Source organism: Gardnerella vaginalis (assembly GCF_001563665.1).
Classification (GTDB): Bacteria; Actinomycetota; Actinomycetes; order Actinomycetales; family Bifidobacteriaceae; genus Bifidobacterium; species Bifidobacterium vaginale_A.
Genome location: NZ_KQ961877.1, coordinates 1 through 15,684, shown reverse-complemented (window position 1 = coordinate 15,684; position 15,684 = coordinate 1). Strand labels below are relative to the sequence as shown.

The 15,684-nt window shown below is 40.9% G+C and carries 7 protein-coding genes; 4 read left to right on the top strand and 3 right to left on the bottom strand.

All coding sequences use genetic code 11. The annotated features are described in order from the left end of the window. The first annotated feature begins 95 nt into the window (after positions 1 to 95). On the top strand, positions 96 to 8,690 hold the full coding sequence (locus HMPREF3230_RS05935; RefSeq protein WP_155642931.1) for a hypothetical protein: 8,595 nt from the start codon (positions 96 to 98) through the stop codon (positions 8,688 to 8,690). Between the two features lie 183 nt (positions 8,691 to 8,873). Here HMPREF3230_RS05935 and pgm read toward each other — a convergent pair whose 3' ends face one another. The 3 genes from pgm to HMPREF3230_RS05920 all read right to left on the bottom strand — a co-directional run bounded on the left by pgm (position 8,874) and on the right by HMPREF3230_RS05920 (position 12,214). Continuing rightward, on the bottom strand, positions 8,874 to 10,547 hold the full coding sequence (gene pgm, locus HMPREF3230_RS05930; protein WP_075524006.1) for a phosphoglucomutase (alpha-D-glucose-1,6-bisphosphate-dependent): 1,674 nt from the start codon (positions 10,545 to 10,547) through the stop codon (positions 8,874 to 8,876). 6 nt (positions 10,548 to 10,553) lie between these two features. Next, entirely contained in the window at positions 10,554 to 11,681 is a 1,128-nt protein-coding gene (locus HMPREF3230_RS05925) for a diacylglycerol/lipid kinase family protein (RefSeq protein ID WP_075524042.1), read from the bottom strand. Positions 11,682 to 11,959: 278 nt separating this feature from the next. Beyond that, positions 11,960 to 12,214: a hypothetical protein gene (locus HMPREF3230_RS05920; protein ID WP_075524041.1), complete on the bottom strand. Its 255-nt coding sequence runs from the start codon at positions 12,212 to 12,214 to the stop codon at positions 11,960 to 11,962. 192 nt (positions 12,215 to 12,406) lie between these two features. On the opposite strand from HMPREF3230_RS05920, the gene HMPREF3230_RS05915 reads away from it, so the two are divergent. From HMPREF3230_RS05915 to HMPREF3230_RS05905, 3 genes are all read left to right on the top strand, one after another. Continuing rightward, a complete protein-coding gene (locus tag HMPREF3230_RS05915) occupies positions 12,407 to 13,438 on the top strand; it encodes a CHAP domain-containing protein (RefSeq protein ID WP_075524005.1) in 1,032 nt (343 codons plus the stop codon). A gap of 150 nt (positions 13,439 to 13,588) precedes the next feature. Further along, on the top strand, positions 13,589 to 14,335 hold the full coding sequence (locus HMPREF3230_RS05910) for a C40 family peptidase (protein WP_075524004.1): 747 nt from the start codon (positions 13,589 to 13,591) through the stop codon (positions 14,333 to 14,335). A 192-nt stretch (positions 14,336 to 14,527) separates the two neighbouring features. Further along, positions 14,528 to 15,547, top strand: coding sequence for a universal stress protein (locus HMPREF3230_RS05905; RefSeq protein ID WP_075524040.1), 1,020 nt, complete (start codon positions 14,528 to 14,530; stop codon positions 15,545 to 15,547). Positions 15,548 to 15,684 lie beyond the last annotated feature (137 nt).

Here is a 15,684-nt window from a genome sequence, read left to right as displayed (position 1 = left end):
CTAAAGCAAACGATTCTAAAACTAGTGCGTCTAGTTCGTCTGATTCTTCCGATAGTTCCGATTCCTCCGATAGTTCAAACGCTGTATCTAACGCGTTGCGTTCCTTACAATTAGCTGCATCAAACTTAAGCGCAAATTCAAATAATCCTTTTACAAAAGCGTCTATTGCTAATAGATTTGTTAAAGATAGTTTTGGTTCTAATCTTTTCAATCTTAAAAATACGAGCAATCCTTTTAACGCCATATCTAGATTAAGTAATTTAGATGCGCAATCACAAAATCGCGCAGCGCAAAATCGCAGCGATGATCGCGATTCTTACCCGCCTTACACTCCTGGTTGCAATAAGGATTACGCTTTAGGTGAATGCTTCACTACTAAAGGTGATGGCGCTGGTTTGCGCGCTACTAACGGACACGATTTGGATGTTAATGGTATAGGATATAGGCAAGGTGGCGCTTTTGAGCGTAATCGTGGATACTATAAGAATGGTCCAGTTCCTGAAGATCCTTCCGGATCTAATCATTATGCTGAAACTTACTTCACGCCTTACCCTAAGGGTACGTATATTGTTAAGCGTCTTCGTAATCTTGCTTACGATGATGCAGGACGAGGCATTGATACCAATAAAACACCTTTGGATGATGTTGCAGACTTCGTGTTCGTAAAGCGCACACCTAAGGCTTCCGGCGGTGGCTTTGTGTGGGATGTTATTTTTAATGCTGGAGGTCGTACGCATGGTGCTGCAGATGCGCTAAATTACTTCACAGTTCCAGAAAATCAGATTCTAGACAAGGGTAGCGAAGGAGGAAGGCAGTATATTCAGCGCGTATTGTACACGGGTAGGGAACGTTCTGCTCTTTATTTAAAGAAGAAGCATAATGAAGATTTAAAGAATCAGAAAAAGCCTGAAGATCCGTCTTACGTTCCTCCTCGTGAAACTTGCTCATTCTCTTGGGATAATCCTAATGGTTTGTGCAGCATTGAAACTACCGGTGGCGATGTTTTGCCTAGTGAAACCATAGAAGATGCTTGGATTAAGTCGAATGATCAGATACGTGGCAACAATGGTCACTCACATATTGTTAACACTCCTCAAATTGGCGAAGGTGGAAATCAGGAAGAAAACTACAAGAAGAACGGCAACTTCATAGGCACATGTAACGACGGCTATGCTCTTGACTGCATGCACAGCACGAATTACGCTTTCCCTTCTGGTGGTGACCACCAGCTTGCTCCTAAACTTGAAGGAGCGTATTCAAGAGGTTATAGCCCTGCGTATGTGAAGCTGATTGACAATCTTTATAAAGCTATTCGTGGCACAAAAAAGACTAAAATATTCCTTTTCACCAACAAGCTTAAAAACGGTGATTTTATTCCATACACTTACAAGATTCATTTCACTACCACTACTGCTAGAGGCCATGAGAATGATTCGTTCTTCTATGGTGCAGGATCTTATTTTGGTGCAACTTCTCCTTCTTTAACGTATGGTAAGACTGATCCATTTGGCGCTTGGAGTAGCATTTACTCGCTGAAAGCAGCAGGTCGTTTTAGTAAGTCGTATCGTTACACTTCGTTGTACGAGCAGTGGTATGGTGTGCCAAGAATTATGGATGTGCAGAGCCCGCGTCTTCACTTCCTTAAGGGTACTGGTTTAGGACCATTCGGCCCTGGTTTGAATAAAGATGGTGAATTCCCACTTGATGGTGATGATGATCCTTCAACTTACGGAAATAATGGTAAGTACATTTCTCGCTACGGTATATGCCTTGATTCCTCTGGTAAGGTTAATGAGAATTGTAAGATGGAGATTTCAAGTATGTTGCTTGAAGATGAGAATGGCAATCCTTTAATTAACAGGGCTTTGGCAAGTTCTCCAGGTATTCAAGAGACTAAAGATATTCGTTTACTTCCTGATTTTTATTCTCCAAATAACAATTATGCGCGTGGTAATCAGTGGTTCCGCTACCCGGGTGTGGACGATCATAATACTAAGGATTCAACTCCTGGAAGGCATAAACTTCAGCTGAAGTATCGTAACGATTACTATCAAATCAGCGAAACGCAGGATTTGTGGTACAGAATTATTACGCAAGCAGATGTGTTTAAGCCTTTGCAAACTGAAGAGTGGAATAAAGACGACAAAACTCCTACGTATTATTCTTACGATAAGCCTCTTCCGAATCCGATTGTGCTTAATTCTGGTAGTGAAAATAAGGGATTTGTTAATTTCGAAAACAATAAGGGTCGTTTGTATGATCAGGTGAAGTCTTTTGATCCTAACCTTTACACAGACGTGCTTAATAGCGATCTCATGGGTAACCAGTTCAAGTACGGTTCAGTAAAAGATACGTATCCACTTGATAGAACCTATGAAGGAAGTAAAGATAATGGCGCAAACGATGCAATAAAAGATAACGCTGTATACAAAGCTGAGTGGACGGATAAGTGGGGAGATAAGCTTATGTCGAACACTCTTAAGGATGCTGAAACTAAGATTGCTGTTAAAGTTCCTATTGTAACCGTTTCAAACCGTTGCGCTCATTCTAAGATTCTTGACGATTTTAAAGATGAAACTGATGAGTCTAATAGGTCTGCTTCTAATGGCGATCGCTCTGCAAATTATGCGAATAGAGATGGCGGTGATAGGGATAGCGGTGACCGAGATAGCGCTGACCGCGACTCTAATATTCCTGAATGCTGGCCTAAGCCTCAACAATCAACTGCGCGTAACGTTTGGTATATTTACTATGCTCCTAAAGGCTCAAAGCAGGGTGATCCTGTGCCTGAAAAGCTTATAAATAAGGCTAAAGATAAAGCTAGTGGTTTATATCGAACGTGGATGCGTAATGGTTACAGTGCACAGTTGCAGGATGGTAAAAGTCCTGAAGTTTTGCCAAATTACGTGTTTGTAAAATATTTAAAGATTACTTTCTGGGACGATTCAACTACTGTTATACCTGTTGTGTTCCCGTACGTTGATTACGAGAAGCCAACGTTGGATGTAAAAGTTAGCGTTAATAACGGTAAGCCTATGACTGTGCCTGCTGATGGTTTGAAGATTGCAACTAAGAGCAGGATTAAGTTCTGGGTTAAAGGCCATGACGACAGGAAGATTATGCTTGGCGTCAATGGTAAAAACGATGATCAGAGTAAGTACAATGCAGAAATCAAGAAGTATGTTGGTAAGGATTTCTACAACGACTTCGAAATGATAACCAAGAGTAAGTCTGGCAAAGATTGTGCTAAAAATGGATGCGGTAACTTTACTACAATAAGTTATGACGATTTTGTGCACGATAACGGTATGCCGAATACTGAGACAGACAAAGAGGGCTGGGTTATTAACGATAAATTCAACGGCTCTAATGGTGGTTCGCCTCAAGTTGACGTTGCAGATAGAGGTGTGCACGATTTAATATTCCACGGCTGGGATGAAGTTGGAAATTCTGTAATAAAGAAGATTAGGCTGATTATTGTATCTCCTGGCTACGGTTTGCCAAACGTTTGGTGGGATAAGAAGAGGAATGGCCATTATGTTGGGCGCGTGAATCCTTGGGATGAAGATAAGCGTGTGCGTTCAATTATGGTGAGAATTTGGCCGCGCGGTAAAGATGGTCCTGCGGAAACTAAGGATAAATCCCATGGCAAAGATTTGAGCTTTGACGAAAAGTGCCCTACGGATGGCAGCTGCTATGGCATTATTATTCAGCGGCATGGAAATACTGATCGTTGGGAGCAGGTTAATACTTATAAGGGTAAGAATTTAGCTGCTGGAGCAGATGCTTCTAGGGCGGCTGCTGATGACGATAGGGCTCATACATCTGACGATCAATTGCGTGAGAAATATTCAAAGCGTGTAATTACATCTGATCTCGATAAGCACTTCAAGGGCTGCACTGCTAAAGATGGCGACAGTTGCGAAATCACTTTTGATCCTGCAACAGGAAATATTGAGATTCCAGAATACTTTGCGGAAATTGGTTCCAGAATTTATGTGGACGCATACTCTGTAGCGGAAAATACTCCAAATAAGAGTCAAAATAATTTGTGGCCTATTATTGGAGATTATGCGGATCACTACAAGGATCACGAAGAGTCCGATCCGCTTCCGCTCGATATTACTTGGCCAAACGGCTTAGTGCAAGTAAGCCCATTTGAATTAAACGATTCTGAAACCGGAGCTTTGCTTACTTGGATGCGTCACGACAATAAGAATGAGCGAATTTTCGGATATCGCAAGGAAGAAATCGGTATTAAGGGCGAAGACAAGTACGATACTTACAACCGCTATGATGCTTCTAACTCATTTACTTACGCATACGGTGAATCGAAGAATCAGTACTCTTGCAAGGCGGATAATAACCACAAGAATGATTTGCAATGGAAGTTGTGCTTGGATATTAGTCCTAAGCGTATATCTCATGACGATTTCCCTACAGCTGAAACTGCTTCCAATATGAAGCATTCTAAGAAGAATCTCACTATAGATAAGCTGGAAGCAAAGGATGAAACTGTTCTAAATCCTGCTACGCATGAAGTTACACGATATGTGAATATGCGAAAAGATTACAAGTGGGATCTTAAAAGCACAAAGGTTAGTGGAAGAGACTCTGACCCTGGTCTTAAGTGGTACGGAGATAAAGACTTTGGCAACGAGTATTTAGTGTATAAGTGGGATATTAACACGCAAAAAAGGCTTAATACGAACGCTGTATTGGATTTGATTAAAGGAACGCCTGTAATTCCAGACCCAACAAATAAGCCGCAACCATCTCTCAAATACCTTGACGGTTCTAAAAATAAGCACGACATTTTATATGGCCCTGGAGGCAACGGTGGTTGGGATGGTGATCTTCCTGATCGCGGTAATTGGTACGGTTATGCTCCTAATGATGGAACTTGTAAATTAGCTTATTCTGACAATCTTGGAAAGTGCCAGTGGGAGAACGTTCTCGATTTAGTAAAGTACGATTCTGTATCTGAGTCTGGTCGTAAGGGTTCTTTTGCAGACGATGTAAACGTCAACATGGAGCTTAAAAAGAATGGCAAAGGGGAGTACGTTGAAACAGGTAATGAAGTTTCTATTACAGACAGAATAAACCAAGGCGAAAAGCATAGTACATACGCAATTCACAAGCATTTCCTCATGCCTGGAGGAGCAAATGTCAACGGTCAAGCGGATGGCTTGGATATTGGTGACACGGATGCTGACACTAAAGACGGCATAAAGCACGGAGTCATACTTGAAAATAGGAGAGTAAGGTATGTAAACGACTATGATGATGTGCCAACTTTGAAAGGTAGTGAACGAGAAAATCAGGAACAGCATGCAAAAAGGTATTTCGCTAAGCGACCGTTCATGCATGCGCAACTGTACGTACACAATGGCTCGATTGTGAACGATCTTACATTCCGCGTAAATGGTGACCAAAATACCACAACAAACGTAATTAACGTGTGGTTTGTGCCTGTGGATGGTCAAAAGCCAACTATTAGCGGTAAAAGCTACCCTGAAAAAAATAAAGCTTGGAATATTCACGGCATCTGCATGCTCCCAGGTCAAGGCAAAAAGGATTGTACTCCAATCGATGACGATTTAATTGATTTAGAGAAAAACGATTGGTATCGCACGGATACTGGTACATTGCTTTTGCCTGAAAATTTGAAGCTGGAGGATGACTTTAATGCATATACGCCGACTGGTCAAATTGACGTAAAGATTAATTGGCGTAAGTGGCTAAAAGTTGATACAGGTCAATCAAGTAAAGCGCTTTTAGGCAATTTGCAAATAGATATTGAAGCAGACGGCGTAAAAGATTCTAAAGGTAGAACTCCTAGAATACGTTTTGTGCGCGATGGCTATGAAGATAAATATTTAATACGCCGATTTATTGAGCGTTACAGAAGCACGGATTTGCAAAATCCTGATCCCGCAAAGCCAACCACCTTTAGGATGTTTGCTAAAACTTCGGATTCCGTTGGAAACGAAAGCGAAGAAACTGCTGTGGGCTGCTTTAAAACTAAGTGGACGAAAATGGAAAGTCCAAGCGTTGTTGCCTACTATGATGGCGAAAACAACGATCAGCCTGCAAATTCAGACAATCTTTGGCTTAATGGCAACGACAGTTACGTTAAGAGGAATGGCCAAGCTGTTACAAACGCTCGCAGAAATAATGTTGTTAAAGTAACATCGCCTCAATATTCTAAGCGAATGGTAGTCTACTACAATCCTAATAACAGCGCTGATAATGCTGTAACTGAAGATAAGCTCAGTATTGGAAAAACGCTTTCTGTTTGCTGGTTTGGTAACAATAATTGGAGATATTGTGATGATAGTGAAAATAAGCCTTCTTCAGATGAAGTTGAGATTAAAAATGAAAACGGTAACGCTGTTGTTCTTTTCAAGAGAGGCAAGTTAGCTCCTGGAAGCGTGGTTAGAGCGCGTGCGCGAAGAGATATTGGACCATGGACGTGGATGCCTGGTGTTAAAAGCATTGAAGAACTCGTAGAAAATTCAGATGTGAGGAACGGGAATAGGAATAAGAGTACTCGTGCGGCTTTAGTTGAGCCTGCTGGTGCAAGTAATCGTTCTAGCTCGCGTTCGTCTTCAAAAAATAGAGCTTCCGATGCTAATGAAGACACGCTTGACGTTCTTCCAATGGAAATAGCAAAAGAGAGAACAGACGAAGTGTGCAGGCCGGATGATGTTAAGCCAAGCGATTGGAAATCAAAGCCTTCCGACTGCGTGTACTTCGATGTTTCTATGCGAAGACGTATTGTGCAAGTGCACCCAATGCTGCTTAGTAATCCTGAGCAGCGAGCAATACGACTAGAGCTCACTAAAGAAAACCACAACATAGGAAAGTGGCTTAGTAACGATAGCGAAGTCGTCACAAATGATGACATAAAGCTAGGCGCTGGCAAGACTATGGTGACATTTAGAGAGTATGACTACAGGCAAAAAGATGAGCAAGATCATGAGATTTATAAAAAGCCTGAAGTAACTCCTAGCTATGGATCTATACCTCAAGAAAAGCAAGATTTGGTTGTGTTTACTAGTGGTTGGCGAAGCCGCGTGCTTGTGCCACTTCCTCGAGATAATCAAGTTACGCGATTTGTGCGATTGCGCTCTGTTGATGGAATCAATAGCGACGGTGGTGGAAACACTAACAAAGGTCAGGATGACGATGGCTTAGGAAACGGTGCTGCAGATTACGTTGTAGACGTGCCTATGAATCGTGATGGAACTCAAGATAGGTCTAAAGCGCCTAAGATTGAAGGTAGACCGGATGATCCTGGTCTTGTTCTATCTCCGGATAAAAAGTCGCTGTTCTACGTTTACAATCTTTCGGACAAAACTCCAGTTAATTTTAACGATTTGCAATCAGTAGTAAATCTTAAGCTAAATAAGAAGTTGCATCCAGATGATGAGTGCAAAGGCTTAGATGGTAAAACACCTTTGCCATTTGCGGATTGCCAGCCTTCGCTACGAGCTGAAATAAAAGGTAACGATAAAGTTATTGCAGAAACGACTCGTACTGACGGTCTTAACGCAATAAATGGCAACATGATGTATACTCTGTCGGAAAGCTCAGAAAAGACGTCCTTCATAAACATTATTGATATGCAGGATATTACAGATAAAAATGGTCACAACGGCGGCGGATTCTCACATATTAACGTGTGTAGAAAAGTAGACGGCAAGCAGGTTTGCGGCGAAACTGCTGAAGATAATGCTTCTAGTCGTAAAGTAACTGATTTTGCTGGCAAACCTCGCTGGGGTAGCTCTGGAGCAATCGACCGTAGCTTTAAGCTTACTGACACGAATAAGATTTTTGAGTCTACGGGCAGTGACGGGCGAAATCGCTTGGATAACAGGCTTATTATGTCCCTTGGTGTGAGCTGGGTAGATAAGACGATTTACGATGCTCGCGGACGCGAATCTGAAGGAAGCGACCACGCAAAGCAAGACGCGAACGATAGTGTTGACGAAGCTGTAATGCCTGTGTACTTGGTTGCAACAGACAACGTTAAGCCAACAGTTAAAGCAGCTGGCGCGCTTGAAGGAACTAGTGTTACGAACCCTTACGGTGTTGACGTGGATAACATTGACTTTACTCTCAATACTGTTCTTAAAGGCGAGAAGAATGAGCATTCTGACTCTAGTGTTTCTAAAGATGGAGATAAGAAGAGATTCATAGACGCTTATGACGACTACGATACGCGCGCAACAGTTAAGAACAAGCTTAAGGTGTACGTTCGTAGGCTAAATGGCGGGAATCCGCAGAATCCTGAGTGGACTATCACTAAAGCTGACGGAAGTGTTGATACCGATGAACTTAAGAAGTTATTAGCACAAAATGGCAAAACTGCAATATACGCTGTGTATGCTCAAACTGAGGATTCGGTTGGCAATAAGAGCGAAGGCTATGATGCTAGTAAAGATGATAAATCTGCAATACTTGGTTACATACAACTCGGCGGTATAAACGTTAAACCAATTGCTCTTCCATTTAGTGGCGGTAAAGCTGCAATATGGTTCACTTTGTTGTTTGGCGTGTTGTTAGCTCTATTCTTTGCATCAGGCGCGTTTGGAAAGCGCGGATGGTTTGGATCAGTGTTTAGCTCTCGCGGATTCTCACGCGCTTTGATCAAGCATTGCAGCTCTTCTTTAAGAAACTATTAGAAGTAGTAGTTTCTTGAAGCAATTAAAGCTATAACGTATTTTCGTGATCGTAAATAATTTTAATTGCTTGTGTAGTTTTGTGTGCTTGTGAAAGTTTGCATTGCAAGATATTAAAAATAAGACTTGCGTTAGAATAATAGATTTAATTCCAGCGCAAGTCTTAATTCAAATTTATAAGTTATTTTAAGCTAAAGCTTTATCTACTACAGCAGTAGCTTCTTCAAGAACTTTGTCTAGAGCTTCTGGAGAAACAAATGACTCAGCGTAAACTTTGTAAATGTTTTCAGTTCCAGATGGGCGAGCAGCGAACCAATTATTCTTGGTAGTAACCTTCAAACCGCCAATCTTAGCACCGTTTCCAGGAGCTTCTGTAAGTTTTGCTGTAATATCTTCGCCAGCAAGCTTAGAAGCTTCAACATCGTTTCCGCTCAAGCTAGCGAACTTCTGCTTCTGCTCAAGAGTAGTTGGAGTATCCACGCGCTTATACCAGCTTTCGCCAAAGCGAGCAACCTGATCTTGGTGAAGTTGAGCTGGGTTCTTGCCTGTCTTTGCAGTAATTTCAGCTGCGAGCAAGTCTGGAATCAATCCATCTTTATCAGTAGTCCAAACGCGACCATCTTTGCGAAGGAAGCTCATTCCGGAGCTTTCTTCTCCGCCGAAAGCAACTTCTCCGCTAAAGAGTGGATCAACGAACCACTTGAATCCAACTGGTACTTCCACAAGTTTTGCGTTAATAGATGCAGCTACGCGATCAATCAAAGAAGAAGATACAAGCGTCTTTCCGATTGCAGTATTCTTTGGCCAATTTGGACGAGCACCACCGAACAAGTATTCAACGCACACAGCAATGTAATGATTTGGGTTCATAACTCCCCAGTTAGGGCACACAATTCCATGTCGATCTGCATCAGGATCTGTTCCACCAACTAGATCATACTTATCCCAAGCGCCAGCGTTAAGCTGATCAACTAAGCCTTTCATTGCGTAAGGGGAGCTTGGATCCATTCGAATCTTACCATCGTGGTCAATTGTCATGAATCGCCAAGTTGGATCAACTTCTGGACGAACAACGCCAATATTCAATCCATACTTTTCGTTCATAAGTGGCCAGTAGTTTACGCTTGCTCCACCAAGTGGGTCGATTCCCAAACGTACGCCACTAGATCGAATCACATCGAAATCAATTACGTTTGCTAAATCACTTACATAGTGTTCGCGGTAATCGAAGCCTTCTACTAAATCAGATTTGATTGCTTCCTCGAAAGGCACGCGCTTTACTGACTTGTAGTTGTCAAGTAATTCGTTTGCGCGAGCTGCGATTGCGTTAGTTACGTCTGCAGGAGCAGGTCCTCCTGTTACAGGATCGTACTTAAAACCGCCGTCAGTTGGAGGATTGTGTGAAGGAGTTACAACAATGCCATCAGCTAAACCTTCACCGCTGAAACGTTGAGTGCCATCTGCTGCGCGATTATGCGTCAAAATTGCTTGTGACACAACAGGAGTTGGCACGAAGTCGCCACGCGAGTCCACACGAACGTGAACGCCGTTAGCAACTAAAACCTCAATAGCTGTCTTTTGAGCAGGCTCAGAAAGAGCATGCGTATCGCGACCAATATAAAGAGGTCCAGTTACGCCAGCTTTCTTACGATATTCGGCAATTGCTTGCGTGATTGCAACAATGTGAGCTTCGTTAAACGAAGTTTTCAAAGCTGAACCACGGTGACCGGAAGTGCCGAAAATCACGCGCTGTTCTGGAATATTTGAATTTGGAACTTCATCATAGTATGCGCCGATTAAAGCATCGACGTTGACTAGATCTTCTGGGGTGGCGGGCATACCCGCATTTTTTGCTACCATAATTTTTTATTTTGCCACGGCGGTGGTATTTTGGCTTACAGAAGACTCTAAGCTTTCTGGTACTCGCACGCATAGTGCTTGTTTATCAACGCTAAAACGCAAGTGTTTTGTGTATCCTAGAATATCTCCGTCTACTTGTACAGGAGCGGATCTTTCTAGCAATACTTCAGCTTCTAAACCTTGAAGTTGTTCTATTTTAGAGTTTGTTGAAAGTGGACTTTGTTGAGCTTTTCCAGTAAGTGTTTGATGCACTACATCACCAAATAAATTAGCCCATCCAATCAATCCGCCAGTAGTATCAATAATCTCAAAATCAAGTATTCCATCATCGTATGAAGCTTCTGGCATAAGCGAGAACATAGGAATCTGCCCACAATTTCCAGACATTAGTGTGCGGAATGATATTTCTTTTTTGCTGCTTTTAGTTCCATCTATTTGTGTAAAAATCACATTTCCTTTATATTTTGGTGCAAATAAGTGTTTTACACCTGATACGAAGTATGCGAGCCAACTTATGTTCTTTTTTAGTGATGGATTAGTGTCGTCAATCATTAACGCATCGAATCCTATGCCTGCAATAATTAAAAATGCGTGACCGTGATCTTCATAAGGTTTATCTAATATCGTTACGCGCCCCATATCTACGCGCAACGATCCATGTGATGTTGCAACTTGAAGAGCTGCATATGCATCATCTACAGGAATTCCCATATTTCTTGCGAATAAATTACCTGTTCCAATAGGTATAATTCCCATTGCGTGTTCTGTGCCACTCATTGCGCTCGCAACTGTTCTAACTGTGCCATCTCCGCCGACTGCTACTACTACATCCGCTCCATGTTTAAGTGCTTCTAAAGCACATTCTCTACCATCTTTGTTTAGCAAAGTATCAATAATTTCATATTGCATTTCATGAGATTGGCAATATTCTTTTATTGTTTTGCGATATTGTTCTGCTTGAGGTTTAGAAGGATTTAGAATAAATGCGTAATGCACTAAATCGCCAGTTCTTGCTGCAACTGTTTCATTCATATGATGCTTCTTTAAGGCACGAGAAATAATCATGATGACGAAAGGCGCGCAAACAAGTGCAAACACAATCACCATGAGTATTATCGTGGCTTCAATTGGCATACTTATTATTTTTGCACAATATTTTATCAAAATGCGATATTTTTTATAATAATGTAAATATTTACGTTTTTTACACATTTGAATAGATAAATTTGAGCGCTTTTTAATAAATGTTTGAGATGTGTGCTGTTGGTTGTGGTTGTGGGTGCGTGGGTTGTAGGTGTGTGCTGTTGGTTGTGGGTTGTAGGTCGTGACTTTTAATAGAAATATCTAAAACTTATAGGCATCGTGGCTGTTTGCTGTAGCTCGTGTGGTGCGTGCGTTTAAGATGTGGATTTTTATTTGCCTAATCGGCGATAATCCCATCTATCGAAATGCTCCCAAATAAGTAATATTATTCCAATAAAAAATCCCATAGCACTTACAAATGTAAAGAAAAGGGAAATAACATGTAAAAGAGCAAGCGGTAGCGTAACAACTAGTGTAATAAACCATATAATCGTACCTATAGCAAATGTAGTGCGTAAATCTACGCGTAATGGTTTTGGCGTATCTTTTCGCGCATCTGGATTGATAATTGGTGCGAATTTCATAACGGCAATGATACAACGTGCTAAAGTCTTATATTTTTCTAAAGTCTTATATTTTTTCTTATAAAATAAGGCGTGGCTAGTCATCCGTAGTGCGTTGTATCCTTACTGATTGGAGAGTAAAAATGCGGGAAGTGTTTTTGGATTTTATTACGTTTCCTGCGTGTTTAGTTGATTTTTGTTGGGTGGTTTTTTATGAGACATGCTGCACATGGCGCTAAGAAAGTTTCACATAGTGGTGATTCGTTTTTATCGCTTTTTGCATCCAGCCATGGATCTCATTCCGCTTCACATGTTTATAAGATTGACTCTGATTGTGGAGTAAATTGTGAAGTAAATTCCACTCCTGAGCTTAGTGTTGCGAATGAGTATGACGCAATTGTTTCTAATAGCGTTCACGATATTATTCCACAAACAAGGCGAGAAATTCGTTTAGCACGTTTAGCTACTGAAAGACGTAAAAGAACTATTATTTCTGCATCATTGATTGCGTTGGTTGGCGCTGTTATGACATCTAGCGTTGTTAATAGCTCTTCTAATTATTTAGTTGGTTCTAAGTCATATGAAGTCCCTGCTGATTCTTATCAGTCATCTGTAGAGAAGAATTCGGATTCTGCTTCTAGATCTTATAATCGCGTTGCGCTAAATAGAGTTCGTTCTACGAGATCAAGTTTTTATGAAAATAGAGCTGTTGTATTAAATGGTCTTTCTACTGCTTCTTCTCACAATTCTAAATGGTCGCTTAATTCAGATACTAATTTCGATATTTCAGAGCTATCGCGTTCTGTTGCAAATAATCCGCAAGTTGCTTTATTGATGGAAGCAGATATAAGTAATTTGCCAAAAGGCTTTAATCCTAATCACGATAGTGGAGATAAAGGCAATACTTATGAATTCAGCCAATGCACGTGGTGGGTGTATGTGCGCCGTCATCAATTAGGCTTACCTGTAGGCTCTCATATGGGAGATGGCCGTATGTGGGCTAATTCTGCGCGTGCTCTTGGCTATTGGGTTGATCGTAGTGCAAGGCATCCGGGAGATATAATGGTATTTGCTCCGGGTCAAGCTGGTTCTGATCGTTATTATGGTCATGTTGCAATAGTCGAAAAAGTAAATTCCGATGGTTCTATTGAAACTTCGGAGTCTGGCGCAAAATTGCATGGAGGTACATTCTCGCGCAAATTTGAAGCTAGTGAAATTTCGAAATATCAATTTATTCACTATTAAATATTCTTATTTTTGCTCATTTTTTCTCATATTTCTTGTTCTCGCTCATACTATTTTATTTGTTCATGTTTATGTGAGAACTATTGATTGTATGAATAGGTGACTGTACGTAAATCAATTATGTATTAAGTTTGTGCTAACATTTTCGAGATGGTTAAAAATAGCTTTTATTCACGTGTTTATGCTGCGATTGTTGCATGCGCGCTTATTCTTGCCATAATTCCAATCGCTAATGCATTTGCTGCTGATTCTAGTGATGCTAATGTTACGTCTACTCGTTCATTCCCTAAAGTCAACAGTGTAAAGCGTGATTTGTTTACAGAAGCTGTTTTTACTGATGTCGATTCTGATTCACATTGGGGTGGAATTGAAAGTCTAAAAGTTCCACAAACAAAAAGTGAAGCTGAGAGAAATGCTGATGCTGAGCGTCTTCGTATTTTAAATCGCCAAAATGCTTATAGTGAAGCAGCAAGCAGAAATTCAGATCGTGGTTCTGTCAATCGTTCCTCTTCAAGTAGAGAGCAATATTTTACTGTAGATCCTCCAGACGAGCGTTCAAGTGAAGCTTTGTTGAACTTTGCTGCTCAATTTGTTGGGAAAGTTCCTTACGTTTGGGGTGGCACAACTACTTCTGGTTGGGATTGCTCTGGTTTTGTTGGGTATGTTTACTCTAAGATGGGAGTAGATCTTCCTCGAACTGCAAGAGCTCAAGCTCAAGTTGGTAAAGCGGTTGCAAGCCTTGATGAAGCTCATCCTGGGGATATTATTGCTAGTAGTAGTCATGCAGCTATTTATGTAGGTAATGGCATGATTGTTAATGCGCAAAATAATGGTACTCAATATGCTCCGCTCAGGCAGATTTTCCGCGGATCATATTCAATTCGCCGCATACTTTAAGTTTTGAACGATTCAAGAATTATTATTGTTTCTTTTATTCTTTACTTCTTGCGTGTGTTGTGTTTTTAAATATATGTTTTGCTTGCTTGATTTTGTGTCGCATTGACGTTGACCTTTGAAAAGCGCTATTCTTGTTTTAAGTAATAAAATTAAGCATGACGATGTAGTTGTGCTCAAAAGACTGGAGGCGTGATTATGAACGATAAAGCCGTTCTTGTTGGTGTTGATGGATCGCACGCAAGTTATAAGGCTGCATGGTGGGCAGCGAATTACGCCAAACATGCTGGTTTACAATTGCAAATTGTTTGTGCATATTCTTTACCAAGCTATGCAGCTGTTTCTTTTGATGCAACTTATTCAGCAATTGGCGATGATAATTTAGCGCATCGAGATGCTCAAGAGATACTTTCTAAAGCAAAAGCTGTTGCTAAAGAGCAAGGTGTAGATGCAACAACTCTTATAGTCACAGGAGATCCTTCTTCTGTATTTATTGAGCTTTCAAGAAATTATAAATTGATTGTTATTGGAAATCGTGGTAAAGGTGGTCTTGCAGAAAGATTGCTTGGCACTACGAGTTCTTCACTTCCTGCATATGCGTATTGCCCTATTGTGGTTGTTCCATATACTGATGACAATGGACAGCGTATACATTTGAATAATACTATTCAAAAGATTGCTGTTGGTTCAGATGAGTCTAAATGGGGTTTGAAAGCTTTGGAAATTGCTTCAGATTTAGCTTATAGCTGGAATGCCCAGTTAGATGTGATTTCTGCTGCTCCTTACGTGCAAGGCGCAGAAGGCGATACTGCAGTTATGGAATCCTATATGGATGATCTAGAAGCTCGAGTTAAGCCGATTTTAGATAAGACTCCAGATTTGCAAATTCATTGTTCTGTTGTCCCTGGATCTGCTGTAACAGCTTTGACTCAAGCAAGTTTAACTCATGATCTTGTTGTAGTAGGTTCTCGCGGACGCGGAGGATTTACTGGATTGTTACTTGGTTCTATTAGCCAAGGTTTGCTTCAACATTCTTCTAGACCAGTGTATGTTGTACCTCGCAAATATGTTGAATCGGATGCTGCAAAAGGTGCATCTTTGGATTCTGATTCGATTCCTGTTGACGATATCAATGGCGTGCATGAAGTCGATGTGCCTAAAGCAGATGTTTCTGAAGCTAAACAAATTGAAGAAACAATAGATCCATTACATTAGATTTTCGCTGTATTTACTTCAAATTCATAGTTTGTTTTACAGAATTATCTTATTTGTTGTGGCTTCGCTCTAGGAGTTTCTCTCATTGCAAGATTTTTATTTTACTGTGTTTGTGAGGTGTGGGAATTACTTACCTC

Excerpts from the sequence above, each read along its gene's own strand:
- HMPREF3230_RS05920 (WP_075524041.1), bottom strand. The coding sequence starts at position 12,214 with ATGAAATTCGCACCAATTATCAATCCAGATGCGCGAAAAGATACGCCA.
- HMPREF3230_RS05925 (WP_075524042.1), bottom strand. The coding sequence starts at position 11,681 with ATGCCAATTGAAGCCACGATAATACTCATGGTGATTGTGTTTGCACTT.
- pgm (WP_075524006.1), bottom strand. The coding sequence starts at position 10,547 with ATGGTAGCAAAAAATGCGGGTATGCCCGCCACCCCAGAAGATCTAGTC.
- HMPREF3230_RS05915 (WP_075524005.1), top strand. The coding sequence starts at position 12,407 with ATGAGACATGCTGCACATGGCGCTAAGAAAGTTTCACATAGTGGTGAT.
- HMPREF3230_RS05910 (WP_075524004.1), top strand. The coding sequence starts at position 13,589 with ATGGTTAAAAATAGCTTTTATTCACGTGTTTATGCTGCGATTGTTGCA.